19 protein-coding genes are annotated in these 26,269 nt (G+C 65.0%); 11 read left to right on the top strand and 8 right to left on the bottom strand.

Annotated features, from left to right (window positions below; genetic code table 11):
• A partial coding sequence (locus ACQKPE_RS19860; protein ID WP_427668323.1) for a PEP/pyruvate-binding domain-containing protein occupies positions 1 to 1,239 on the bottom strand: 1,239 nt, incomplete at its 3' end.
• Between the two features lie 193 nt (positions 1,240 to 1,432).
• Here ACQKPE_RS19860 and ppsR point away from each other — a divergent pair.
• Entirely contained in the window at positions 1,433 to 2,251 is an 819-nt protein-coding gene (gene ppsR / locus ACQKPE_RS19865) for a posphoenolpyruvate synthetase regulatory kinase/phosphorylase PpsR (protein WP_427668324.1), read from the top strand.
• Between the two features lie 68 nt (positions 2,252 to 2,319).
• Here the strand turns inward: ppsR and ACQKPE_RS19870 are convergent, their stop codons facing one another.
• The gene (locus ACQKPE_RS19870; protein ID WP_427668325.1) at positions 2,320 to 7,185 is read right to left on the bottom strand and encodes an NAD-glutamate dehydrogenase; all 4,866 of its coding nucleotides are present in this window, start codon (positions 7,183 to 7,185) and stop codon (positions 2,320 to 2,322) included.
• A 329-nt stretch (positions 7,186 to 7,514) separates the two neighbouring features.
• Here ACQKPE_RS19870 and ACQKPE_RS19875 point away from each other — a divergent pair, with 329 nt between their 5' ends.
• Positions 7,515 to 7,868 carry a hypothetical protein gene (locus ACQKPE_RS19875; RefSeq protein ID WP_427668326.1) on the top strand — a complete coding sequence of 118 codons (354 nt, stop codon included), beginning with the start codon at positions 7,515 to 7,517 and terminating at the stop codon, positions 7,866 to 7,868.
• A 13-nt stretch (positions 7,869 to 7,881) separates the two neighbouring features.
• Here the strand turns inward: ACQKPE_RS19875 and ACQKPE_RS19880 are convergent, their stop codons facing one another.
• The gene (locus ACQKPE_RS19880; protein WP_427668327.1) at positions 7,882 to 9,237 is read right to left on the bottom strand and encodes a T6SS phospholipase effector Tle1-like catalytic domain-containing protein; all 1,356 of its coding nucleotides are present in this window, start codon (positions 9,235 to 9,237) and stop codon (positions 7,882 to 7,884) included.
• A 131-nt stretch (positions 9,238 to 9,368) separates the two neighbouring features.
• Entirely contained in the window at positions 9,369 to 10,709 is a 1,341-nt protein-coding gene (locus tag ACQKPE_RS19885) for a T6SS phospholipase effector Tle1-like catalytic domain-containing protein (RefSeq protein WP_427668328.1), read from the bottom strand.
• A 233-nt stretch (positions 10,710 to 10,942) separates the two neighbouring features.
• Here ACQKPE_RS19885 and ACQKPE_RS19890 point away from each other — a divergent pair, with 233 nt between their 5' ends.
• From ACQKPE_RS19890 to ACQKPE_RS19930, 9 genes are all read left to right on the top strand, one after another.
• On the top strand, positions 10,943 to 11,902 hold the full coding sequence (locus ACQKPE_RS19890) for an AAA family ATPase (protein WP_427668329.1): 960 nt from the start codon (positions 10,943 to 10,945) through the stop codon (positions 11,900 to 11,902).
• Positions 11,903 to 11,906: 4 nt separating this feature from the next.
• Entirely contained in the window at positions 11,907 to 12,848 is a 942-nt protein-coding gene (locus ACQKPE_RS19895; protein ID WP_427668330.1) for a DUF58 domain-containing protein, read from the top strand.
• On the top strand, positions 12,845 to 13,339 hold the full coding sequence (locus ACQKPE_RS19900; RefSeq protein ID WP_427668331.1) for a DUF4381 domain-containing protein: 495 nt from the start codon (positions 12,845 to 12,847) through the stop codon (positions 13,337 to 13,339). Before ACQKPE_RS19895 ends, ACQKPE_RS19900 begins: the two co-directional genes overlap by 4 nt.
• A complete protein-coding gene (locus ACQKPE_RS19905; RefSeq protein ID WP_427668332.1) occupies positions 13,332 to 14,408 on the top strand; it encodes a vWA domain-containing protein in 1,077 nt (358 codons plus the stop codon). Before ACQKPE_RS19900 ends, ACQKPE_RS19905 begins: the two co-directional genes overlap by 8 nt.
• Positions 14,405 to 16,123 carry a tetratricopeptide repeat protein gene (locus ACQKPE_RS19910; protein WP_427668333.1) on the top strand — a complete coding sequence of 573 codons (1,719 nt, stop codon included), beginning with the start codon at positions 14,405 to 14,407 and terminating at the stop codon, positions 16,121 to 16,123. The genes ACQKPE_RS19905 and ACQKPE_RS19910 overlap by 4 nt, the downstream gene beginning before the upstream one ends.
• Entirely contained in the window at positions 16,120 to 17,745 is a 1,626-nt protein-coding gene (locus ACQKPE_RS19915; RefSeq protein ID WP_427668334.1) for a BatD family protein, read from the top strand. Before ACQKPE_RS19910 ends, ACQKPE_RS19915 begins: the two co-directional genes overlap by 4 nt.
• Before the next feature lie 93 nt (positions 17,746 to 17,838).
• The gene (locus ACQKPE_RS19920) at positions 17,839 to 19,074 is read left to right on the top strand and encodes an exonuclease SbcCD subunit D C-terminal domain-containing protein (RefSeq protein ID WP_427668335.1); all 1,236 of its coding nucleotides are present in this window, start codon (positions 17,839 to 17,841) and stop codon (positions 19,072 to 19,074) included.
• Positions 19,071 to 22,715 (top strand): AAA family ATPase, encoded by a 3,645-nt coding sequence (locus ACQKPE_RS19925; protein ID WP_427668336.1) that lies wholly within the window; start codon positions 19,071 to 19,073, stop codon positions 22,713 to 22,715. Before ACQKPE_RS19920 ends, ACQKPE_RS19925 begins: the two co-directional genes overlap by 4 nt.
• Positions 22,712 to 23,305, top strand: a complete 594-nt coding sequence (locus ACQKPE_RS19930; protein ID WP_427668337.1) for a glutathione S-transferase N-terminal domain-containing protein — start codon at positions 22,712 to 22,714, stop codon at positions 23,303 to 23,305. The genes ACQKPE_RS19925 and ACQKPE_RS19930 overlap by 4 nt, the downstream gene beginning before the upstream one ends.
• A gap of 163 nt (positions 23,306 to 23,468) precedes the next feature.
• Here ACQKPE_RS19930 and ACQKPE_RS19935 read toward each other — a convergent pair whose 3' ends face one another.
• From ACQKPE_RS19935 to ACQKPE_RS19950, 4 genes are all read right to left on the bottom strand, one after another.
• Positions 23,469 to 23,648, bottom strand: coding sequence for a hypothetical protein (locus ACQKPE_RS19935; RefSeq protein WP_427668338.1), 180 nt, complete (start codon positions 23,646 to 23,648; stop codon positions 23,469 to 23,471).
• A gap of 122 nt (positions 23,649 to 23,770) precedes the next feature.
• Positions 23,771 to 24,904, bottom strand: coding sequence for a lactonase family protein (locus ACQKPE_RS19940; RefSeq protein WP_427668339.1), 1,134 nt, complete (start codon positions 24,902 to 24,904; stop codon positions 23,771 to 23,773).
• The gene (locus ACQKPE_RS19945; protein WP_427668340.1) at positions 24,867 to 25,157 is read right to left on the bottom strand and encodes a DUF5629 family protein; all 291 of its coding nucleotides are present in this window, start codon (positions 25,155 to 25,157) and stop codon (positions 24,867 to 24,869) included. Before ACQKPE_RS19945 ends, ACQKPE_RS19940 begins: the two co-directional genes overlap by 38 nt.
• 117 nt (positions 25,158 to 25,274) lie before the next feature.
• Positions 25,275 to 26,269: efflux RND transporter permease subunit (locus ACQKPE_RS19950; protein WP_427668341.1), on the bottom strand; the 995-nt coding region annotated here is incomplete at its 5' end.

Raw genomic sequence — 26,269 nt, forward strand, 5'->3', positions numbered from 1 at the left:
AGCTTGCCACGTACGGGTTGGTGCCCTGGCAGGCGGCCAGGGCGAAGGGAAGCAGGGCCAGGCACAGCAGACGGTATGGCATGTGTTCCTCCCGATGTCCATTTCCGAAACGTCGTTGATCACCCGCACCTTGCCGGCGCCGATGCGCTGGCCAATGGCCCGGCCTTCGACCAGTACAGTGCCTTTTTCCTTGAGCAGGTAGCGCTCCATGACGTTGGCGCTGGAACGGCTCTTCACGGTCTCAGGGCGCGCCTGGACGATGTACAGCTTGCCGTCATCGCCATCTTTGGCCCACTCGATGTCCATCGGGCGCTGGTAGTGCTGCTCGATGATCATGGCCTGCTTGGCCAGCTCGTTGACTTCGGCATCGCTCAGGCAGAAGCGCGCACGCTCGGCACGGTCGACCTCGACGGTCTTGACCGAACGACCGGCCTTGGCTTCTTCGCCATAGACCATCTTGATCGCCTTGCTGCCCAGGTTGCGACGCAGGATCGCCGGGCGACCGGCCTGCAAGGTTTGTTTGTGCACGTAGAATTCGTCAGGGTTGACCGCACCCTGCACCACGGTTTCACCCAGGCCGTAGGCGCCGGTGATGAACACCACGTCACGGAAGCCCGACTCGGTGTCGAGGGTGAACATCACGCCGGCAGTACCGGTTTCCGAACGCACCATGCGCTGCACGCCAGCCGACAGCGCCACCAGCTTGTGATCGAAGCCCTGGTGTACGCGGTAGGAGATGGCGCGGTCGTTGAACAGCGAGGCGAACACTTCCTTGGCCGCCCGGATCACGTTGTCGACGCCACGGATGTTCAGGAAGGTTTCCTGCTGGCCAGCGAACGAGGCGTCCGGCAGGTCTTCGGCGGTGGCCGAGGAACGCACGGCCACGGCCATGTTGTCGTTGCCATTGGACATCGCAGCGAAGGCGGTGCGAATTTCGGCGTCCAGGCGCGCCGGGAATTCGGCTTCCATGACCCATTGGCGGATTTGCGCGCCGGTCTTGGCCAGGGCGTTGACGTCATCGACGTCCAGCGCATCGAGCGCCGCGTGGATGCGGTCGTTCAGGCCACTTTGCTCGAGAAAATCGCGGTACGCCTGGGCCGTAGTGGCAAAACCGCCTGGCACCGAGACACCGGCGCCTGCGAGGTTACTGATCATCTCGCCCAGGGATGCGTTCTTGCCCCCCACATGCTCCACATCATGGACGCCGAGCTTATCGAGGGAAACTACGTACTCAACCAAGGTGATGTCTCCAATAACTGTGTTGGAAAGCTCAAGGGCGCTCGCCTGCCGGCTCTGCCGACTGGGCCGGGCGCTTGTGGCCTGGACCTGGAAAATAGGTTCGCAAAATATGGCAGAATGCCGAACGACCACGTTCGGCAAACCGAACCTATCATATCCAGAAACATTCGGCAGCTTAAGGCTCAGGGTACAAATGAAACGAACTGCGTTCTTCATCTCCGATGGTACCGGCATCACGGCCGAAACCCTGGGTCAAAGCCTGCTTGCGCAATTCGATAGCATTCCGTTCAACAAATTCACCCGCCCCTACATCGATACCCTCGACAAGGCGCGGACCATGGTCCAGCAGATCAACGCCGCCGCCGAGCGCGACGGGGTGCGCCCGATCATCTTCGACACCATCGTCAACCAGGACATCCGCGAAGTCCTGGCCACCTCCAATGGCTTCATGATCGACATCTTCTCGACGTTTTTGTCCCCGCTCGAGCAGGAATTGACCGCCCATTCGTCGTATTCCGTGGGCAAGTCCCATTCGATCGGCGGCAATTCCAACTACATGGAACGCATCGAGGCGGTCAACTTCGCCCTGGACAACGACGATGGCGCCCGCACCCATTACTACGACAAGGCCGACCTGATCCTGGTCGGTGTGTCGCGCTGCGGCAAAACGCCAACCTGTCTGTACATGGCCATGCAATTCGGTATTCGCGCGGCCAACTACCCGCTGACCGAGGACGACATGGAGCGCCTGCAGCTGCCAGCGGTGCTGAAGAAGCACCACAACAAGCTGTTCGGCCTGACCATCGACCCCGACCGCCTCACGGCCATTCGCCACGAGCGCAAGCCCAACAGCCGCTATTCGAGCTTTGCCCAGTGCGAGTTCGAGGTGCGCGAGGTGGAGAACCTGTTCCGCCGGGAGAACATTCCCAACATCAACTCCACGCATTTCTCGGTGGAAGAGATCTCCGCGAAGATCCTCGTGGAGAAAGGGGTGGAGCGGCGGTTCAAGTAGCCCCGCGATAGGGCCAAACAAAAAAGCCCCGGCATCACTGCCGGGGCTTTTTCATTTCAGCGCAGGGCTCAGGACGGTATCACCACCGACTGCCCGCTCAGCGCCAGGTCGACCAGCTCGCGGTTGGCTACCGCGTACATCGCATAGTCGGTGCCGGTGGCGTTGCGCAGGTCGTCGAGCATGGCGCGCCAGCGCTCGACCATCACCCGGTGCTGCTCGGCCCACAGGGCCACGCGGGCGTCCATGTCTTCAGGCGCATCGGTCATCTGCAACACGGAAATGGTGATGGCGCGCTGCTGCAGGTCGATGTCGTCGCGGAACGCCTCGCGGGCCAGGGCCTGCCAGTTGTTCTCCACCGGCAGGTTGCTGATTTCCTGCAAGTACCAGGTCAGGTCCAGCGCGCTGCCCACGGCGAAGAACGCCTTGGCCACCTGCGCCGGCTCGTGACCGGTGACGTCCGAGGCCTCGATGATCGGCAACAGGGTGTACAGGTGCGAAGTGCCTGCGACCATGCGCGCCAACAGTTCTGGCACACCGGCCTCGACATAACCCTGGTAGCGTTGCTGCCAGCGCTCGCGGGTCGGGCCTTCGAGCAGCTCGTCGAGCTTCAGGCCCAACTGGGCGATCTTCGGCCCGAAGTGCGCGGTGTCGCGGCCGGCATCCTGCTCGTTGCGACGGCTGCGCAGGAACCAGCGGGTAGCACGGCGGCCCAGGCGCATCAGCTCGTCCATCAGGGCCAGCTGGATCTCGGCCGGAACCTGGTAGTCCAGCGCCTCGATCTGGCGGAACCAGTGCGGCAGGTGGAAGATGTCCCGCACGATCACATAGGCTCCGGCGACGTTGGCCGGGCTCATGCCGGTGGACTCCTTCAGGCGCTGCACGAAGGTGATGCCCATGTTGTTGACCAGGTCGTTGGCGATCTGGTTGCTGACGATTTCGCGCTTGAGGCGGTGGCGACGCATGGCCTCGGCGAACTTGCTGACCAACGACGGCGGGAACGCGGTTTCCATGTCGCGGGTCAGGTAGTCGTCGTCCGGCACCAGCGACTTGAGCAGCTGCTCCTTGAGGTCGATCTTGCTGTAGGAGATCAGCACCGACAGCTCGGCACGGGTCAGGCCCTGGCCTGCGGCCAGGCGCTCGGCCAGTTGCTCCTCGGACGGCAGGAACTCGATGGCGCGGTCAAGCTTGCCACGCGACTCCAGGTCGGCCATCAGGCGCTTGTACTCGGCGATCCGCTCGCGGGCGCGGCGGGCAGCCAGCGACAGCGCCTGGGTCTGCTTGTAGTTGTTGCCCAGCACCAGGGACGCGACTTCGTCGGTCATGCTGCCCAGCAGCTGGTTGCGCTGCTTCTCGGTCATATCGCCACCCTGCACCACTTCGTTGAGCAGGATCTTGATGTTGACCTCGTGGTCGGAGCAGTCCACGCCACCGGCGTTGTCGATGAAGTCGGTGTTGGCCGAACCACCGTTGCGGCCGAACTCGACACGGCCCAGCTGGGTCATGCCCAGGTTGCCGCCCTCGCCCACCACCTTGCAGCGCAGCTCGTTGCCGTTCACCCGCAGGGCGTCGTTGGCCTTGTCGCCGACGTCGGCATGGCTTTCGCTGCTGGCCTTGACGTAGGTGCCGATACCGCCGTTCCACAGCAGGTCCACCGGTGCTTGCAGCAGGGCATGCAGCAGTTCGGTAGGCGTCAGGCGGTCGGCGTCGATGGCGAAGCGTTCTTTCATCTGCGGGCTGATGGCGATGCTCTTGGCGCTGCGCGGGAAGATCCCGCCGCCTTCGGACATGATGCTGGTGTCGTAGTCGCTCCAGGCCGAGCGCGGCAGGTCGAACAGGCGCTGGCGCTCGGCGAAGCTGCTGGCCGGCTCCGGGTTCGGGTCGATGAAGATGTGCAGGTGGTTGAACGCCGCCACCAGCTTGAGCTTGTCGGACATCAGCAGGCCGTTGCCGAACACGTCGCCGGCCATGTCGCCGATACCGACCACGGTGATCGGGTCTTCCTGCACGTTGATGCCGCGCTCGCGGAAGTGACGCTGCACACCCACCCATGCGCCACGGGCAGTGATGCCCATCTTCTTGTGGTCGTAGCCGGCCGAGCCGCCGGAGGCGAAGGCGTCGCCCAGCCAGAAGCCGTAGTCGATAGCGATGCCGTTGGCGATGTCGGAGAAGGTCGCGGTGCCCTTGTCGGCCGCCACCACCAGGTAGGGGTCGTCGTCATCGTGACGCACCACGTTGGCCGGCGGCACCACGCCGCCATCCTTGAGGTTGTCGGTGATGTCGAGCAGGCCGCTGATGAAGATGCGGTAGCAGGCGATGCCCTCGGCGGCGATCTCGTCGCGGCTGCCACCCAGTGGCAAGCGGCGCGGCAGGAAGCCGCCCTTGGCGCCGACCGGCACGATCACCGAGTTCTTCACCTGCTGCGCCTTGACCAGGCCAAGCACTTCGGTGCGGAAGTCTTCCTCGCGGTCCGACCAGCGCAGGCCGCCGCGGGCGACGTTGCCGAAGCGCAGGTGCACGCCTTCGACCCGTGGCGAGTAGACGAAGATCTCGAACTTCGGCACCGGCTTGGGCAGCTCGGGGATCAGTTTCGGGTTGAACTTGAAGCTGAAGTACGACTTGTTCTGCCCGTTCGCATCCGGCTGGTAGAAGTTGGTGCGCAGGGTGGCCTTGATCAGGTCCAGGTAGCGCCGCAGGATGCGGTCTTCGTTGAGCACCTGGACGTCGTCCAGGGCGCTGAGAATGGCCTGCTCCAGGCGTTGCTGCTTGTCGTCCAGGTCTTCCTGGGTGAGCTTGCGCGCCAGGTAGAAGCGGGTCTTGAACAACCGGGTCAGCTCGCGGGCGATGTCGGTATGGTTGTTCAGGGTGCTGGCGATGTAGCCCAGGTCAAAGCCCAGGCGAATCTGCTTGAGGTAGCGGGCGTAGGCGCGCAGCAGCGCCACGTCGCGCCATGGCAGGCCGGCGGTCAGCACCAGACGGTTGAAGGCATCGTTCTCGGCGTCGCCCTGGACGATATGGATGAAGGCATCCTGCAGGGTGTCGTTGAGCTGCTGGATATCCAGGCTCAGGCCTTCGCTGTAGGTGAAGGCGAAGTCGTGGATCCAGAACTCGCGGCCATTGGCGTGGCGCAGGCGGTAGGGGAACTCGCCGAGCACGCGCAGGCCGAGGTTTTCCAGGATCGGCAGCACGTCGGACAGCGCCAGCGGGGTGTCGGCGTGGTACAGCTTGCAGTGCAACTGACGCTCACCCAGCTGGGTCAACGGCTGGTAGAAGCTCATGGCCAGCGGCTTGCTGTCGGACAGCGCCAGCACGTGCTGCATGTCGACCACCGCCGAGTGCGCGGCAAAACGCTCGCGGTAACCGGCCGGGAAGCCCTTGGGGAAGTCGGCAAGGATGTTGGTGCCCTGGGCTTCGCCGAAGTTCTCCACCACCAGGGCGGAGTAGTCGTCCTGCCACGAGCGGCAGGCCTGGATCACTTCGTTTTCCAGCTGCTGCGGGTCGATGTCGATGCGGTTCTTCGGGTCGACCCGCAGAATCAGCTGTACGCGCGCCAGCACCGACTCGGAGAAGAAGGTCCAGAACTCGCAGTCGCTGGCCTTCAGGCGCTCCATCAGCACCTGCTGGATCTTCTGGCGTACTTCGGTGGAGTAGACCTCACGCGGTACGTAGGCCAGGCAATAGCAGAACCGACCGTATGGGTCCTTGCGCAGGAACACGCGGATCTTGTTGCGTTCCTGAATTTGCACGATCGACATGGCGGTGCTGAACAGCTCGTCGATCGGGGTCTGGAACAGGTCGTCGCGCGGCAGCACTTCGAGCACCTGGGCCAGTTCCTTGCCCAGGTGGGCCTTCGGATCGAAACCGGAACGGCGCTCGACCTCGGCGACCTTGACGCGGATGTAGGGGATGGCATGCACGCTTTCGCCGTACACCGAGGTGGTGTACAGGCCCATGAAGCGGTGCTCCTTGATGACCTTGCCGTCGGCATCCAGCTGGCGGATCGACACGTAGTCCGGGTAGGCCGGGCGGTGTACGCGGCAGGGCAGCGCGGCCTTGGCGAAGGACAGCAGCAGCGGTTCGTTGAGGTAGGCGACCGCGTAATCTTCAATGCGCAGTTCTTCGGTGGTCAGACCCACCCGCAGGCGACGCGGCAGGCCCAGGAACGACGCCTCGTCGTAGACCATCTGGCCGCCTTCGGCGTTGGCCTGAACAGTGAATTCTTCATAACCCAGGAAGGTGAAGTGGTTGTCCAGCAGCCACTCCAGGAACGCGGTGACTTCGGCCTTGTCATGCTGAACCGGGGCATAGGGGGTCTGCTCGACCAACCCGACCACCTCGCGCAACTTGGCCTTGATCGGGTCGAAATCGGCGACCACCACCCGCACTTCGGCCAGCACCTGCTCGATCTCGCGGGCCAGCACGTTCAGTTCGGTGGCGTTGGCACAGCGGTCGATCTCCAGGTACATCAGCGACTCGTGGCGCACACCCTCGCCCTGGCTGCCCTTGGGCAGCAGCTCCAGCAACTCGCCCTTGGCACCGCGACGCACGCTCAGCACGGTGGTTTGCAGGGTGTGGATGCTGTAGCCGCGGCGGTTCAGCTCGGTGCGTACCGAGTCGACCAGGAACGGCAGGTCATGGTGCAGCACCTCGACCACGGTGTGGGTCGACTGCCAGCCGTTGCGTTCGTAATCGGGGTTGTAGACCCGCACCTGAGGTTCGGCGGCATCGAAGCGCTCGATGATGCGCCAGGCAGAAAGCGTGCAGCCGGCCAGGTCGGAAAGCCTGCGCTGGGTGAGTTCGTCCAAAGAGATGATGCCGAAGAACTGTTCGGCGAACAGCGCCACTTGTGGCAGTGCCTGTTCGCTGATGTGCTGCGCCAGGGCCGCTTGCAGTTGATGCTGGAAGTCGGCTTTGCTGGCTGCGGTGAAGAACGCCATCTGTGGTACTCCGCTTGGGCTTTGTTATAGGTGAAGCGTCGCGTGCGTCCACCGTCCAGGGTTCAACGATAGCCAACCCCAGGCGGAAGACATGAAACCAGGCGTCGGACGTGACCTACACGTCCATCGTTCCAGGAATGGGCATCTGCAAAGACGACTGCGTCAGGCTGTGTCTTTACGGGTGCCCATCAACTGGGCAGCTTAACGACTGAGTGGTCATCACGGCTTGCAGCGCTGCGACATATTCGGTCAAGGGGCGGTAACATTGCGTTTATAACGCCTGTCGACACTGGCAGAATCGCATTTCATTTCCTTGACCCGAGCCCGCCATGCAACTGAAAACCGCCCTGCTCTTCGCCACCCCCTGCGATGACGAGGAAGACAATATGGCGACCCTGTGCTGCCACAGCGACAAGGGCCAGATGTTCCTGCTCACCCGCTACCCGGACGAAGACACGGTCGACCTGACCCTGGACGACGAACCTTCGACCCTCGACGGTCTGAAGGTCACCCTGAGCGCCTCGCGCCTGCTGATAGAAGTGGCGCCGGGCGACCGCGACGCGCTCAAGGGCGATGAGCAGCTGGAGATCCTGCTGACCTCCTCTGGCAGCGACTTGGAAGAAGTGGAACTTACGCTGCGCAACATCCTCGACGGCACCGGTACCTACGTCAGAGAGCGTTGAGCGTCTGCGCGTCTCAACGGTTTTGCTGGACCTTTCGTCCACCTTCGGCCGGGCGGTTGAAATACAGCAGGTCACCCGGTAGCAGTTCAACACCCAGGCCAGGGTTCCAGTTCGCCGAGGTATGGATGTAGCGTGCTCGCAGCAGATGCCTTTGATCATCGCTCAGGCCCAGCTCAGGTGTGCTGCCGTCTGCGTAAGCGTGCACCTTGCGAGCTATATCCTCCAGTTCTGCGGGCAAATGCAGGCATTGCGGCACTTGCCCCGGCATCACCAATGGAACGCCAGCGGCGACGGCAAGCGTGTGCATGACCTCCAGATGAATCAGCGCCAGATGCCCGAGTACTTCACGTTCGCGATACAACACGGCACTGACCTGCTTGCCCAGCGCATCCAACAGGCGGGGTTGCTCGGTAACTTCGATGAGTGGCTCATAGCCTGGGCAATCGGCATATTCGGCCGCCAGCAGGGCCGCCGCTGACGCATAGGCGTCGGTGTCCTGGGCTGGGGTGTCGCTGTCCACATTGCTGTAGAAGGGTTTTGACAGGTACGCCTTCTCGGTCATGCGCAAAGGGTAGCCGCCGCCCACATCGGCATGACACCCTGGCAGTACGATGTCATTCGACGTGCGCACCAGCGGGTAATTGACACGATGCTCATCGCCTGCAACCAACTGCACGACCTTCTCGAAAGTGGCATCCAGGCCCAGCTGCAAATTATCGTTCTTCTCGTTGGCTGGGCTGAAATCCCCTGCGATCGGGTCAACGATCGCAGCAACCGTATCGAACAACCCGACGAAGCTGACGCTCAGGCCCGATTGCCAGTCAAAATCTGCCACGAACAACGCCGAATGTTCGGACAGTGCCTGGGCCAGCAGGCTGTCGCCAGCCTTCAGCAGGTCATTGGCAAAATGCCTGGCTGCGGCAGCGCCACGGCTGAAACCGAAAAGATCGAACATCAGCCCGGCTACTTTCACCTGCCGCTCGGCCAACGCTGCTTGCAATTGCTCGGCGAGGCTCTTCGCTGCTTGCTCGGCCCGCGCCCGCACGCCCCACTCGCCCATGCCGGTATACCAGCTGTAGGTCGAGTCCGGCTGCCCTTCCTTGGTTGCAATACCCTCCACATACAACTTGAGAAAGGCCTCGCGGCTGCCTGTAGGTAGTGCTCCGATCGTCCGCTCATAACGATCATACAAATGCCCGATATTGGTGACGCTATTGATATAGCTGCCGCCCTGAGCGGTTTGCTCGGGCGAGGGGGGCACACAATTCATAGGGCTGTTGCTTTGGTTGTTGCCCGTCCCGTCGAAAAATACGCCCACCCGCAAGGTAATTGTTGGCAGACCCTGGTCGTTCATATCGTCGCTTCTCATAGCAAACTCCTCGGTGTGAGGGTTCGAGTAGAAGCCAGCGGCAGGTCAAGGGCCGATCAGTCACTTCCTCCAGCCAACGTGGAATTGTGTGTGCTTTGTGCCAGACGCTGTTTCGTTATCCACTGCCGCACTCAGGTTCGATGGCCTTGCACGACACCATGCACCACCCGCCCGGCAGCGGCGGGACGGTCGATGTAGAACGCGTCCAGCTCGCTGTTGCGCAGGCCCTTGACCGGGTTCCAGTGCGCCGACTGATGGATGTAGCGCGCCCCCAGCAGCTTCTGCTCCTCGGGCGTCAGGCCCCCGTTAGCCGCAAGGCCCAAGGCGTAGTCATGCAGCTTGCGGCTGATGTTCCGAAGCTCGTCCGGCAACGCGTGCAACGGGTCGGTCTCGTCCAGTACGGCGAATGGCACGCCGCTGTCGAGCGCCAGTTGCCGCATGATCCGCAGGTAGATGCGTGAAAGGTGCCCCAGCACCTCGCGTTCCCGATATAGCACCGCGTAGGCGCGCTTTTGCGGTTCTTCCTGCGTGTGCGGGGCCGCAGGCAGCAGCTCTTCCCAGGTGACGATCTGCTCTGACGCGCATTCAAGCCCCCCTAGCAATTCAAGCACCTCGGCATAGGCATGGGTCCGCTCTATCGGCGTGCTGGCCGAAACCAGGCTGGAGCGGGGTTTGCACAGGAATTGTCGCTCCTGCTCGCGCACTCGGTAGCCGCCGCCGATGTCGGAATGGGCGCCCGGCAAAGAAATGTCCCACTGGGTTGCGACCAAAGGAAAGTTATGTCGCCCCTCATCCTCCGCTACCAATTGCACCACCCGAGATGCCAGCGTCTCGTCGAGCTCGAGCGCCAGCCCTTCGTAATTGTCGTTGGCTGGGCTGAAGTTGCCGGCCAACGGCGCGACAATCGCTGCGACGGTGTCGAACAGGCCGATGAAGTTGATGAACAACTGGCGTTGCCACTGCAGCCCAACACGCCCCCCCAGCGCCAGGCCCAGCAGGCTGCCTGTGCCCTTGCGCAAGTCGTTGGCCAGGTGTCGGGCCGCCGCCGCGCCGCGGCTGAAGCCGAACAGGTCGAATTCGATATGACTGAGCTCGACCTGCGGGTGCTCACCGAGCCAAGCGTGCAACTGCCTCCCCAACTGCTGCATGGACTGGCGTACACGCGCCTCGACGCCAGTATGACCACGCCCGGTTACCAGGCCATGGAGTGTATCGTTCAGCCCTTCGGCAGTACCGATGCCCTCGATGTAGAGCTTGAAGCAGAGTATGCCGTGCGGGCCCTGTATCCCGTTCGCGCTTGCACGGTACAGCGCGTGCAGCAACGCCACGTTGCTTGGGGCATTGGCGTAGCTGCCGGTTCGCTCGCCTGCCGTCAGGCTGTTGGCCAGGTTGTTGCCTGAGCCATCGAAGAACACCCCCACTCGTACTACCACGGGTTGTACCGGGCACGGCTGCTCGGCCTGTTGAAACATGTCGATACCTCCTTATCAAAACCTTGAAAAGAAGGCGAAACACGCTAACAACGGAATAAGCATTGCCAACCAAACCAGTAGGAAAACCCTTAAACATCGGAAAAATGGCGATTACCCCAGAGAAATTTCCTTGCACCCATTAGTAGCCACAGGCCCGGATGGATTAAAGTATCAGCCCCTGCCTGGGCGACAGTCGCTGCCACGCCCCGGCCTATTCCCAGGAACCGTCCACGATGGAACACCGTGAAGCGCTGATCGCGCTGCGCACCTTTCTTTCCTCCCAGATCCTCGGCCAGGAAAAGCTCGTCGAGCGCCTGCTGATCGTCCTGCTCGCCGATGGCCACATGCTGGTTGAAGGCGCACCGGGCCTGGCCAAGACCAAGGCGATCAAGGAACTGGCCGAGGGCATTGAGGCGCAGTTCCATCGTATCCAGTTCACCCCCGACCTGTTGCCGGCCGACATCACCGGCACCGAGATCTATCGCCCGGAAACCGGCAGTTTCGTGTTCCAGCAAGGGCCGATCTTCCACAACCTGGTACTGGCCGACGAAATCAACCGCGCGCCGGCCAAGGTGCAGTCGGCGCTGCTTGAGGCCATGGCCGAGCGCCAGGTCAGCGTGGGCCGCAGCACCTACGAGCTGTCGCCGCTGTTCCTGGTGATGGCCACGCAGAACCCGATCGAGCAGGAAGGCACCTACCCGCTGCCCGAAGCCCAGCTCGACCGCTTCCTGATGCACGTGAAAATCGGCTTCCCCGACGCCGCCGTGGAGCGGCGCATTCTCCTGCAGGCACGTGGCGAAGCGCTGGGCGGCGAGGTCAAGCCCGAGCGCCAGGTCAGCCAGCAGGCAATCTTCGCCGCACGCAAGGAAATCCTCGGCTTGTACATGGCCGATGCCGTGGAGGAATACCTGGTGCAACTGGTGATGGCCACCCGCACCCCGGCCAAGTTCGACGCCGAGCTCGCCGACTGGATCGCCTACGGCGCCAGCCCCCGCGGCTCGATCGCCCTGGACCGCTGCGCACGTGCGCACGCCTGGCTGGCCGGGCGCGACTTCGTCAGCCCCGAGGACATCCAGGCGGTGCTGTTCGATGTGCTGCGCCACCGGGTGATCCTGTCGTTCGAGGCCGAAGCTGCCGGGATCGACCAGGACCGCGTGGTTCAGCGCATCCTCGACGTCGTCGCCGTCGCCTGACCCCATGCCCACCCCATCACTGGCCGAACCCGGCATCCGCATCGGCCTGGCCGAGCTGATCGACATGCGCCACCGCGTGCGCGAGATCCAGCTGTTCTCGCGGCCCGGCCAGCGCAGCCCGCTGGTGGGCCTGCACCACTCCAAGCTGCGTGGTAGGGGTGTGGATTTCGACCAGGTGCGCGTGTACCAGGCCGGCGACGACGTGCGCAACATCGACTGGCGCGTCACCGCGCGCACCCAGGAGCCGCACACCAAGCTGTTCCACGAAGAGCGCGAACGGCCGATCTTCATCCTGGTCGAGCAGAGCCAGCGGCTGTTCTTCAGCTCCGGGCTGATGTTCAAATCGGTGCTTGCCGCCCAGGCCGCAGCGCTGTTCGGCTGGGCGGCGCTGGGCCACAACGACCGCATCGGTGGCCTGGTGTTCGGCGACCACGAGCACCACGAAATCAAGCCGCGGCGCAGCAAGCAGAGCCTGCTGCAACTGCTCAACCGCCTGGCCAAGGTCAACCAGTCGCTGCACACCGAGGCCAAGCCCCAGCCCGACAGCCTGGGCCTGGCCCTGCGCCGCGCCCGCGAGGTGCTGCGACCCGGCAGCCTGGCCATCGTCATCTGTGACGAGCGCGCCCTGAGCCCTGCGGTCGAGCAGCACCTGGCGATGCTCTCGCGCCACTGCGACCTGCTGCTGCTGCCGGTGTCCGACCCACTCGACCACGCCCTGCCCGCCGCCGGCCTGCTGCGCTTCGCCCAACGCGGCGCGCAGCTTGAGCTCGATACCCTGGACGCCAACCTGCGCCAGCACTACCACCAGCAGGCCGAGGCACGCATCGAGCGCTGGGAGCTGCTGGCGCAGAAACTGCGGGTGCTGCTGATGCCGCTGAGCACCCAGAGCGAAATGATCGAGCAACTGCGCGAGTACCTCAACCAGCGCCCGGGGAGCGGCCGATGAACCCGCTCGACCAACTGCAACCCTTGATCGCCCCTGCGCCCATCGGCCTGTGGCCGCCGGCACCCGGCTGGTGGGCCTTGCTGGTGCTGCTGCCATTGCTGGGTTGGGGTCTCTGGCGCCTGCGCCGCTGGCGGCCTGGCAAGCGCCGCATCGTACGCGCCGAGCAGCCACTGGACCCGGTGCGCCTGGAAGCGCTGGCCGAGCTTGCACGCCTGCCGCGCCCCTACGACGGCGCCCCGGCCGGAGCCTGGCTGCAAAAGATCAACGCCCTGCTCAAGCGCCTGTGCCGCAGCCACTACCCCGGTGCCAACAGCCATACCCTCAACGGCCGCCAGTGGCTGGCGTTTCTCGACAACCGCTGCCCAGCCGCCGGCCTGACCCGCTGGATGGTGCTGGTAGAGGGCGCCTACAAGCCCGAGTGCAAGCTCGACGACAAGGCCATCAGCGGGCTGGCCCAGGCGGTCGAAACCTGGATTCGCAAGCATGTTTGAACTGGCCTGGCCGTGGATCTTCCTGCTGCTGCCGTTGCCCTGGCTGATGCGCCTGGTGCTGCCGGCCGCCGACAGTGGCGAGCCGGTGCTCAAGGTGGGCTTTTTGAGCGAACTGGAAGGCCTGGCCGGGCGCCGCGCGCGCCTGAACCTGCCAACCTGGCGCCAGCAGGCCCCCTTCGTGGTGATCTGGCTGCTCCTGCTGCTGGCCGCAGCGCGCCCGCAGTGGCTCGGCGAGCCGGTGCCGGTGGCCGCCAGCGGCCGTGACCTGCTGGTGGCCGTGGATGTGTCCGGCTCCATGGACTTCCCCGACATGCCATGGCAGGGCGACGAACTCAGCCGCCTGGAACTGGTCAAGGCGCTGCTCGGCGACTTCCTCCAGGACCGCCAGGGCGACCGGGTCGGCCTGATCCTGTTCGGCAGCGAAGCCTACCTGCAAGCGCCCCTGACCTTCGACCGACGCACCGTGCGCACCTTCCTCGACGAAGCGCAGATCGGCATCGCCGGCAAGAACACCGCCATCGGCGACGCCATTGGCCTGGCTGTCAAGCGCCTGCGCCAGCGCCCGGCACAGAGCCGGGTTCTGGTGCTGGTCACCGACGGCGCCAACAACGGCGGGCAGATCCACCCCCTGACCGCCGCACGCCTGGCTGCCCAGGAAGGGGTACGCATCTACACCATCGGCATCGGTGCCGACCCCGAGGCCAGCGGCACCCCCGGCCTGCTGGGCCTGAACCCGAGCCTGGACCTGGACGAAGCCTCGCTCAGGGAGATCGCCGAGCTGACCCAGGGCCGCTACTTCCGTGCCCATGACGGCGCCGAGCTGAATGCCATCGGCGATACCCTCGATGAACTGGAGCCGGTCGCCCAGCAGCCGACCCAGGCCCGCACCGCCAAGGCGCTGTATGCCTGGCCCTTGGCCCTGGCACTGCTGCTCAGCGTATTGTTGGTGATTGCCGTGCAGTGGCCGGACAACCTGCTGCAACGCCTGCTGCGCCGCCCGCGCTTCCTGCAACCCCACCCACAATGGCGCGAGCGCCTGAAGCGCCTGCGCTTGAGGAGGCGGCGATGATCGATTTATGGCCGCATTGGCTGCGCCCGCTGTGGCTGCTGGTAGTGCCGCTGCTGGGCTGGTTGCTGTTCAAGCTGTGGCATCGGCGCAAGCGCGCCGGCCGCTGGCAGTTGATCCTGCCACAGGCATTTCACAGTGTGCTGCTGGGCGGTGGCCGCGGCAGCACCAGCAAACTGCCCTGGGTCGCCCTCGGCCTGGCCTGGCTGCTGGTGGTGCTGGCCCTGCTCGGCCCGAGCTGGCAGCGCCTGGAGGAAACCCGCCAGCGCCCGGCCGACCCGCTGGTGATCCTGCTCGAGCTGACCCCACAGATGCTCGCCGAGGACAGCCCGCCCTATCGCCTGGAGCAAGCGCGGCGCAAGATCCTCGACCTGCTCGAACACCGCCGCGATAGCCAGACCGCGCTGGTGGTCTATGCCGGCAGCGCACATACCCTGGTGCCGCTGTCGGACGACCTGGGCACCACCCGTAACCTGCTCGAAGCCATCGACCCGTCGATCATGCCGCAACCGGGCCAACGCGCCGACCTGGCCGTGCGCAAGGGCCTGGCGCTGCTGGCCCAGAGCGGCCTGGGCCAGGGTCGCCTGTTGCTGATCGGCTCGGCCCTGAGCCCGCAGGAACAGCAAGGCATCCGCCAGGCCATGGGCCGCCAAGGACCGCCGCTGCTGATGCTGGGCGTAGGCAGCGCCGATGGTGCGCCAGTGCGCCAGGCCAACGGTGAATTCCTCAAGGACGCGCAAGGTGCCATCCTGGTGCCGCGCCTGGACAGCACCGCGCTCAGGCGCTTCGTCAGCGAAACCGGTGGGCGCTATCGCCACGCCCGCATCGACGACCTCGACCTGCGCGGCCTGGGCCTGTTCGACAACCCGAGCAGCCTGCGCAACGACGGCCAGACCCTGCAACTGGACAGCTGGGCCGACCAAGGCTACTGGCTGCTGCTACCGCTGTTGCTGCTGGCCGCCTGCGCCGGCCGACGGGGCTGGCTGTTCTGCCTGCCGCTGCTGCTGGCACTGCCGCAGCCGAGCCAGGCCTTCGAGTTCCAGGACCTGTGGTGGCGCCCCGACCAGCGCGGCCAGCGCCTGCTGGAGCAGCAGCGCCCCGCCGAGGCCGCCCGGCACTTCGAGAACCCGCAATGGCAGGGCCTTGCGCTGTACCAGGCCGGTGATTTCGCCGCCGCAGCCCAGGCATTCGCCCAAGGCAACGACGCGCCAGCGCACTACAATCGAGGCAATGCCCTGGCCCGTGCCGGTGAACTGGAAGCCGCGCTGGACGCCTACGATCAGGCCCTGGAGTACCAGCCCGACCTGCAAGCGGCGCTGGACAACCAGGCCCTGGTCGAGCAAGCCCTGCAACAGCGCCAGGCCAAGGCCGAGGCGCAACCCTCCGGCAGTGATGCGCAAGGCACGCCGGGCAACGAGACCGACGGCAACAGCAGCTCCACCAGCAACCCCAACCAGGGCACGCCCGGCGACGACGAACAGGCCCAGGCCCAGCAAGCGGGCGAGAGCTCGCAGAACCACCCGGCACCACCCGGCAACCAGGCCGGCGATGACGACAGCGCCACCCAGCCACCGTCACGTCCAGCCTCGACCGCCCTGGACGCAGAACAGCGCCAGGCCCTGGAACAATGGTTGCGGGAAATTCCCGACAACCCGGCCCAGCTGTTGCGACGCAAATTCTGGTACGAACAGCAACTGCATCAGGAAACCCCACGATGAGTCGCCTCGGCGTCCTTCTCCTCAGCCTTCTCTGGCTCTCCCTGGCCCAGGCGCAACCCGCACTGCAGGCCAGCATCGACCGCACCCGGGTGGAAGCCGGCGAAACCCTCGAGCTGACCCTGGAAAGCCAGGACGTCACGCTGTTCGGCAAGCCCGACCTGAGCGCCCTGGAGGGCGACTTCGAGGTGCGCGGCACTCGCCAGCTCAACAGCTTGCACACCCTCGACGGTGAAACCCGCGCCAGCACACGCTGGATCATCACCCTGTTGCCAAAGCGCAGCGGCAGCTTGCGCATTCCCGAGTTGCAGTTGGGCCAGTCGCGCAGCCAGGGCATTGAGTTGCAGGTGCTGCAACCGGACGCCAACCGCCCGGAAAGTGCCTCGCAGGTGTTCATCGAAGCCGCCCTGGACAACACCGAGGTGTATGTTCAGGCCCAGGCGGTGCTAACCCTGCGTATCTACCATTCGGTTTCGCTGTACGACGACAGCAGCCTCAGCCCCTTGCAGCTCGAAGGCGCCAAGGTCGAGCCATTGGGCGAGTCGCGCACCTATGAGAAGGAAATCAACGGCGTGCGCCATGGCGTGATCGAGACCCGCTACGCGGTCTATCCGCTGCAAAGTGGCAGCCTCGACATCCCGCCGCTGACCTTCACCGCCACCGCAGCCGACAGCTCCCCGCCCACACCCGGCACCTCGCGGGTCGGGCGCCAGGTGCAGGTCAGCTCGCTGCCCCTGCACCTGCGGGTCCGTGCCATTCCCGATGCCTGGCCGGCCAACCTGCCCTGGCTGCCGGCACGCAGCCTGAGCCTGGAGGAGCGCTGGAACCCCGACCCGGGCAACCAGACGACGCAAATCGGCGACTCCCTGACCCGCAGCATCACCCTGCGCGCCGAAGGCTTGTCCAGTACCCAGCTACCGCCGCTGCCGGCCACCGAGGCGCGCGGCTTGCGCCGCTACCCGGACCAACCGGTGCTGCGCAACGAAATCAGCGACCGCGGCATGACCGCCAACCGCGAAGAGCGCGAGGCACTGGTGCCGACCCACAGCGGCAACCTGCAATTGCCTGCGCTGGAAGTCACTTGGTGGAATACCCGCGAGGACCACCTGGAGCACAGCAGCCTGCCGGCACGCAGCCTGAACGTGGAAGACAACCCGGCACTGAGCGCCGACACCCCGGTGGGCGCCGCCAACAGCGGCTCTACCCTACTGTGGCCTTGGCAACTGGCGACCCTGGTGCTGGCGCTGGGCAATCTGCTCGGCTTCACCCTGTGGTGGCGTGCCCGCTCGCGGCCAGCGGTGTTGCGCGCGGCGCAGAGTGGGCCGAGCCCACGTACCTTGCTCGATGACCTCAAGCGTGCGTGCCAGGCCAACGACCCGCATGCCACGCGCCAGGCCCTGGATGCCTGGGCGCGCCAGCAGCCGCAGACCCTGGCCGAGATGGCCGCGCGCTTCGTGCCGTTGTCGGATGCGCTGGATGGGTTGAATGGGGCCTTGTATAGCGAGGGTGGGCAGAACTGGCATGGGGATGAGTTGTGGCGGGCGATTGGGACTATTCCGCCGGCTGAGCAGGAACTGGCACCAACGGCGGAAAGCGGAAACCTGCCGCCGCTCTACCCCAAATAGGCTTGCTTGCAGGGGTGATTCGCGAAGGATGCGCTTGGGTTACCATACCGCCCTCGCTTGATAGCCCCCCTGCCCCCATCCAACGGATCCTCCATGCGTCTGTTTCACACCTCCGACTGGCACCTGGGCCAAAGCCTGCACGGCCAGGAACGCGACTTCGAACACGCCTGCTTCTTCGACTGGCTGCTCGGCCAGTTACGCCTGCGCCAACCGGACGCGCTGCTGATCGCCGGTGACCTCTTCGACACCGTCAACCCGCCGGTCAAAGCCCAGGAGCGGCTCTACGACTTCATCGTCCAGGCCCACGAACAACAGCCCAAGCTGGACATCGTGATGATCGCCGGCAACCACGACTCCGGCTCGCGCATCGAACTGCCCGCCGCGCTGATGCGCCGTCTGCGCACCCACGCGCTGGGCCGGGTGCACTGGCTCGACGAAGGCCAGCTCGACGCCGAGCGGCTGCTGATTCCGCTCACCGACGCACGCGGCAAGGTCGCCGCCTGGTGCCTGGCCCTGCCGTTCCTGCGCCCGGCGGAAGTCACTGGGCCGCAACTGGGCGACGACTACCTGCAAGGCATCACCCAGGTGCACCAGCAACTGACCGCCGCCGCCCTGGCCAAGCGCAAGAAGGGCCAGGCGCTGGTCGCCATCAGCCACGCGCACATGGCCGGTGGATCGGTGTCGGAGGACTCCGAGCGCAGCCTGATCATCGGTAACGCCGAGGCGCTGCCAGCGCGCTTGTTCGACAAGGCCATCGGCTACGTCGCCCTCGGCCACCTGCACAAGCCGCAGAAGGTCAACCGCGAGGCACGCATCCGCTACAGCGGCTCGCCCATTCCGTTGTCGTTCGCCGAAATCAACTACCCACACCAGGTGCTGGAGGTGGAGTTGAACGGTGCTGAGCTGGTCAGCGTGGAGCCACGCCTGGTACCGCGTGCCGTGGCCCTGCAACGGGTCGGCCCGGCGCCCCTGGCGCAGCTGCTGGAGCAGTTGGCCGAGCTGCCGGTGGTCGACCTGCTCGACGACCCCAACCGCCAACCCTGGCTGGAAGTGCGCGTACGCCTGGACGAGCCGCAGCCCGACCTGCGCCAGCAAATCGAGACGGCACTGCACGGCAAGGCCGTGCGCCTGGTGCGCATCAGTGCCGAATATGCCGGTCGCAACGCGCAGGACGACGACTCGCTGGAGTTCGTCGAGCTCAGCCAGATGACCCCGCAGGACCTGTTCAGCCGTGCCTGGGAGCAAGCCTACGGCAACCCCGCCGACGACCAGGTGCTGGCCGACTTCGCCCTGCTGCTGCAGGACGTGCAACTGGAGGAGCAGCCATGAAGATCCTGGCCATCCGCCTGAAGAACCTGGCCTCCCTCGCCGGCCCCGTGGAAATCGACTTTACCGCCGAACCCCTGGCCAGCGCCGGCCTGTTCGCCATCACAGGCCCCACTGGCGCAGGCAAAAGCACCCTGCTCGATGCCCTGTGCCTGGCGCTGTTCGGCACCGTGCCACGGCTCAACGACATCGGTCGCGAAGCCAAGGTGCCGGACGCCGACGGCGAGATTCCCACCTATGACCCACGCAACCTGCTACGACGCGGCACCGGCAGCGGCTTTGCCGAAGTCGACTTCGTCGGCATCGATGGCAAGCGCTACCGCGCCCGCTGGGAAGCCAACCGCGCCCGCGACAAGGCCAACGGCAAGTTGCAGCACAGCCGCCAGAGCTTCTTTGATCTGGACGGCGAACAATTGCTGGCCAGCGGCAAGAACGACTACAAGCAACTGGTCGAAACGCGCCTGGGGCTGAACTTCGAGCAGTTCACCCGCGCGGTGATGCTGGCCCAGAGCGAGTTCAGCGCCTTCCTCAAGGCCGACGATCGCGAGCGCAGCGAACTGCTGGAAAAGCTCACCAACACCGCTATCTATACGCGTCTGGGGCAAAAAGCGTTCAGCAAGGCCCGCGAAGCCGCCGAGGCACACAACAGCCTCAAGCAGCAAGCCGAGCACCTGCTGCCGATGGAAAGCGACGCCCGCGCCGCGCTGGACCTGGAGCTCGAGCAGGCGCAGCAGCAGCTCAAGGCCGACCAGGCCCGCGAGCGCCAGCTCGAACAGCAGCGCACCTGGCTCGAAGAACAGCGTCAATTGCAGGCCCAGCACAACGAAGCGGGCCAGACGCTGAAAAACGCCGAACACGACTGGCAGCAACTAGCCGACCAGCGCCTTGACCTGCAACGCCTGGAGCGCCTGGCGCCGCAGCGTCACCAGTTCCACCGCCAGCAGGCCCTGGCCGACCAATTGGCGCCCTTGGCCAGCGAATTGGACGAACAACAGCGCCAGCAAGCCGAGCTGCATTCCCGCACCGAGCAGCTGGAGCAGGCGCAGGTCGGCGCTCGCCAAGCCCTGGAGCAGGCGCAGGCCAACCTCACCGAGAGCGCCCCGAAGCTGCGCCAGGCCTTCGCCGAGCAGAACACCTTGGCGCGCCTGGAGCAGGAACAGGGCAAGCTGCGCGACACCGCTGCGCAGGCCGAGCAGTCCAGCCAGGAACTGCACGCGCAGCTGCAACAGCTCGACGAACAGCAGCAACGCAGCCAACAGCAGTTGGCACAAATCGACACCGCACTGTCCGACAGCGACCCCCTGGCAGCCTTCGACCAGGCCTGGCCGGCTTATCGCGGCCAGCTCCAGCAGGTGCTGCAAGTGGCCAGCCGGCAGGCCAAGGGCCGCGAAGAACTGCCCAGCCTGCAAGCCCAGGCCAGCCAGGCCAACGCCCAGTTGCAAGAGCAGCGCGATGCCCTCGAGGTGCTGTTCCGCGAAGCCGCCGCCGAACCCCACGCCCTGGCCGAACAACTGGGCCTGCTGGGCGGCATGCTGCAGGACAACCGCAAGCAGCAGCGCGCGGTGGAAGAACTGTCGCGCCTGCACAGCCGCGAGCAGGAGCTGCAACAAGGCATCGATAGCCTGGGCGAACGCCAGCAACAGGCCTTGCAGCAGCGCCAGCAACTGATCGGCGAAGGCACTGCGGCCAAGGCCCAATTGCAAGCCGCCGAGCAGGCCCTGGCGCTGACCCGGCAACTGCTGGAACGCCAGCGCCTGGCCCGCAGCGCCAGCGTCGAAGAGTTGCGCGCGCAGTTGCAAGACGGTGAACCCTGCCCGGTGTGCGGCAGCGCCGAGCACCCCTTCCATCAGCCCGAGGCGCTGCTGCACAGCCTCGGCCAGCACGACCAGGCCGAGGAAGCTGGCGCCGTGGCGCAGGTGGAACAGCTCAACACCCGCCTGATCGAGCTGCGTACCCAGGTTGGCGTGGTCAACGGCCAGGTCAAGGAATACCAGCACCAGCAGGCGCAACTGGCCGAGCAGCTGCAACCGCTGGCCGAGCAACTGGCCGCCCACACCCTGTGGCCAGCACTCCAGGCCCATGACGACAAGGCCCGCAGCGCCTGGCTAAGCGCCCAGTTGCAGCGCCTGGAACAGGAAATCACCCGCGACGAGCAACGCCAGTCGACCCTGCTGACCCTGCAAAAAGACGCCGCCCGCCTGAACCAGCAGGTGCAGGCCGCCAGCGACGCCCAGCAGCAGGCTCAGCGCAACCTGGAGCAACAGCACCAGGCCCTGGCCGCCGACCAGGAGCGCCTGGAGCAGGCGCTTGCCGACTTTGCCACCCTGCTGCCACCTGACCGGCTACAGGCGCTACGCGACGACCCGGCCCACACCTTCATGGCACTGGACCAGCAAGTCACCCAGCGTTTGCAGCAGCTCGACCAGCAAAAGGATGAACAGCAAGCGCTGCAACAGCGCGAGCAACAGCTCGAACGCCTGCGCGACCAGCATCAAGCCCGCGTGCAGCGCCAGCAGGAGTTGCAACAACAGCTCGATACCCAGGCCACACAGCTAGACAGCACCCGCAACACCCTGGCCGAACTGCTCGGCGAACAACCACGCGCCGAAGACTGGCAGCAGCACCTGGAGCAGCAGGTCGAACAGGCCCGCGCAGCCGAGGCCGACACTGCCACGCAGTTGCAGGAGGCGCGCACCCAGGGGGTACGCCTGGCCGGCGAGCTCAAGGCCAACATCACCCGCCAGCACGCCCTGGAACAAGAGCACCAGCAGTTGCAGGGGCAGATCGCCCAGTGGCGCGCCGAACACCCCGAGCTGGACGACCACGGCCTCGATCGCCTGCTGGCCATGGACGACGCCCAGGTGGGCGAGTTGCGCCAGCGCCTGCAAGGCGCAGAAAAAGCGCTGGAACAGGGCCGCGTACTGCTTCAGGAGCGCGAGCAGCGCCTACAGCAGCACAGGGCCCAGGCCAACGCAGAACTCCCCGGCGACGACCTGGACACCGCACTGGCCGCCCTGCGCGAGCAATTGCTCGGCCATGAGCAGGCCTGCGCCGAGCTGCGCGCCCGCCAGGCCGACGACCAACGCCGCCAGCAGGCGCACCAGGCACTGGCCGAGGCCATCGCCCAGGCCTATGCCGAGTGGCAGCGCTGGGCACGGCTGAACGCCTTGATCGGCTCGGCCTCGGGCGATGTATTCCGCAAGATCGCCCAGGGCTACAACCTCGACCTGCTGTTGCACCACGCCAACGGCCAACTGCGCCAACTGGCCCGGCGCTACCGCCTCAAACGCGGTGGCAGTGCCCTGGGCCTGCTGGTGCTGGATACTGAAATGGGCGATGAGTTGCGCTCGGTGCACTCGCTGTCGGGCGGTGAGACCTTCCTGGTTTCCCTGGCCCTGGCACTGGGCCTGGCGTCGATGGCGTCCAGCACCTTGCGCATCGAGTCGCTGTTCATCGACGAAGGCTTCGGCAGCCTCGACCCCGAGTCGCTACAACTGGCCATGGACGCCCTCGACGGCCTCCAGGCCCAGGGCCGCAAGGTGGCGGTGATTTCCCACGTGCAGGAGATGCACGAGCGGATTCCGGTGCAGATCCAAGTGCGGCGCCAGGGCAATGGTTTGAGCGAGGTGGAGGTCTGCGGGTGATCCTCTATTCGTTCCGCCGCTGCCCGTGGGCCATGCGCGCACGCCTGGCGCTGCGCTATGCCGGCTGCGAGGTGCAGGTTCATGAAGTGCAGATGAAGCACAAGCCCGCCGAGCTGCTGGCGCTGTCGCCCAAGGGCACGGTGCCGGTGCTCGATACCGGGGAAGAGGTGCTGGAGGAAAGCCTGGATATCATGCGCTGGGCGCTGGAGCAGCATGACCCCGAGGATTGGCGTTTGATTGCCGACCCGTTGGCGGCGCAACACGCCAAGGCCCTGATCGCGCGTAACGACCAGGACTTCAAGGTCCAGGTGAACCTGTACAAATATGCCGAACGCTACCCGGCACATTCCCGAGCGCATTATCGGGAGCAGGCAGAACCCTGGCTGGCGGAACTGGAGGGCCTGCTCGACGGCAGGCCCTACTTGTTCGCCCAACACGCAAGCCTGGCCGATGCCGCGCTATTGCCACTGTTGCGCCAGTTTGCCGGGGTCGAACCCGAATGGTTCGCCGAGGCGCCTTACCCGCGGTTGCGGAGCTGGTTGCAAGGGTGGCTTGCGTCGGATCTGTTCAAGGCCGTTATGGCTCGCTGAACCATCAGCACGAAAAAACCTTCAAATCGCCAGGATCGGCGACGACATCAGCAATACCAAAACCGCCACAAGACGCCACATATGCTTCACCCCAGGTGAGTCAATAAACCAGCGTCAAATTCAATCACATGGCGATGTGCTATTACCAGGTTTTTCGCACGTTTCAGTGAGCGCTCTTGCCATTGAGCGCCGCATGGAAGTGCGCACTCTGTTGCAGGTATTTCTCGGTGTAGCTGTGGGTGCTGGACGATGTACCGCGGCTCTCGACCTGGGCATGGGCCGGCAGGACGACGGAGGCGGAAATGGCGGAAGCGGCAATGACCGGGAAGAGATTGAAATTCATGGGACTATCCTCGACTTCGGTGGTTTGACAGCGGCCGGTAAAGGCCTTGGGTCAAACCTACGCCCCTGTCAGGACTTGTAAAAATTCATTACAGAAGTACCGAACATCACGCCGATTGATAATTAGTCAATGAACTTCAGGTCCGAGGGTGCCGCCTGGGGCAGGCGTTGCACCGTTTCGCCAAGCTTGCCGGTACGTGGGTCGCGACGCATCACCACGATCTGGTCGCTTTTCTGGTTGGCCACCAGCAGGAAGTTGCCGCTAGGGTCCAGGGTGAACTCGCGTGGGTGGTTGCCCTCTGTCGAGCGTCGTTGCAACAGGCTCAGCTGGCCGTCTTTCTCGCCCATGGTGTAGACCACGATCTGGTTGGCCGTGCCACGGTTGCTGACGTAGAGGAAGCGCCCGTCCGCAGACAGATGCAAGCCACCGCTGGCTTTTGCCGCCGCGTCCTGGCTTTCGCTCAGGGGCAGGCGCTGGCGCTCGATCAGTGCCGCCTCCTGCACATCGAACATCACCACTTCACCACTCATTTCCAGGGTCAGGTAGGCGTGTAGCCCCTTGGCATCGAACAGGAGGTGGCGCGGCCCGCTGCCAGGCGGCAGGCTGACGGAGGCAGGAATCGCCGGGCTCAGAGGCTGCGCGGTGCTGGCTCCGTCATAGCGGTAGATGAATACCTTGTCCGCCCCCAAGTCGCTGGCGTAGAGGTGTCGGCCATTGGGCGACAACACCAGCGAATGCACATGGGCACCGGCCTGGCGCTCGGCATTGACCTTGCTCGGCGCATGACGCAATTGCTGGACGGCACTCTGGAGCTTGCCATCGCGCGCCACCGGCAACACCACCAGGCTGCCGCCCGGGTCGGGGGCAACGGCGTAGCTGGCCACGAACAGGTAGCGCTGGTCGTGGCTGAGGCTGGCGTGGGTTGGTTCATCGCCCTTGCTAGGCACCTGGTTCAGCGGCTTGATCACGCCCTTGGCGTCGATCGCGAAGCTGCTGACCTGGCCCTGGGCGGTTTCGTTGACTGCGAACAATTGGCGCTGGTCAGCGGACAGCACCAGCCAGGAGGGGCTGACGCTCTTGATGACCTGCTGCGGCGTGGCGTCGATCTGCCCGCGCTGGGTATCGAAGTTGTAGCGGTAGATGCCTTGGCTCTGGCCGTCGGTGTAGCTGCCCACCAGCAGGGTCGCTGCGTGGGTTTCAGCCATCAGGGCCATCAGGCTAGCGGTCAGCAGGCTCGTCCAGGTGTTCTTGTTCATCGTCGTCTTCCGGGGCGCGCAAGGCACTCATACAGACTAGACGATGCTCGCCTTCGGCATCTTGCAGGCACCAGTCCTCGCCCGCGCCTTGGGCGGCGGCGACCTGCTCGGGGGTGAAATGCCAGCGGCGCAGCTGACGGCCGTCCATGCATTCGATGGCAAGGCCGGTGGCATCGAAAGTGAAGTCGAAGGCATGCAGGCCGTCGATCAGCAGCATGTCGCTGGCAGCGAGGGCGGTGGCGAGGGTGGTCATGGGGGCACCTGATGGGAAAAGGTGGCCATTATACAGCCGGGGCCGCTGCGCAGCCCAATCGCGACACAAGGCCGCTCCCACAGATAGGAGCGGCCTCATGCACAGCGGTACAGGGTATCAGTGGGCGAAGATCGACCCACCCTCCTTGCCCGCCAGCTTGCTCGGCTTGATCAGGAACCGCGCCAGCGCCGGCAGCAGCCACAGGGCACCGAACATGTTCCACAGCAGCATGAAGGTCAGCATCAGGCCCATATCGGCCTGGAACTTGATGGCCGAGAAGATCCAGGTGCACACGCCGATGGCCAGGCACAGGCCGGTGAACAGCACCGCCTTGCCGGTGGAGCGCAGGGTTTCGTAGTAGGCCTCCTGCAACGGCAGGCCAGCACGCAGGAAGCTTTCCAGGCGGCTGTAGATGTAGATGCCGTAGTCCACGCCAATGCCCACGCCCAGTGCCACCACCGGCAAGGTGGCGACCTTCACGCCGATGCCCATGAAGGCCATCAGGGCGTTGCCCAGCACCGAGGTGAGCACCAGCGGCAGCACGATGCACAGGGTCGCGGCGAAGGAGCGGAAGGTGATCATGCACATCACCGCCACGCAGATGTACACCAGGATCAGGATGGTCAGCTCGGCCGACTTGATCACCTCGTTGGTGGCCGCCTCGATGCCGGCGTTACCCGCCGCCAACAGGAACTGCAAGCCTTCCTTGTCGTGGGTGTCGGCAAAGGCCTTGGCCGCCGCGGTGACGCGCTCGAGGGTCTCGGCCTTGTGGTCGTTGAGGAACACCAGCACCGGTGCCAGCGAGCAGTCGGCGTTGTACAGGCCGTCGGCGCGGGCGATGGAGTTGTTGAGGATGTCCGGGTTGCGCGACAGGGTCTCCCATTTCAGGCTGCCCTCGTTCATGCCCTTGATCACTTGCTTGGACACGGTCACCAGGGAGATCGCCGACTGCACGCCGGGGGTGTTCTCCATGGTCCACATCAACTCGTCGATCGGCGCCATGGTCGAGTGGATCGAACAGCTCTCGGACGGCGTCTTGACCATGATCACCAGCACGTCGGAACTGGTGGAGTAGTTGCTGATGATGAAGTTGTTGTCCAGGTTGTAGCGCG

It is taken from the genome of Pseudomonas sp. NPDC089554 (assembly GCF_050280645.1).
GTDB lineage: Bacteria > Pseudomonadota > Gammaproteobacteria > Pseudomonadales > Pseudomonadaceae > Aquipseudomonas.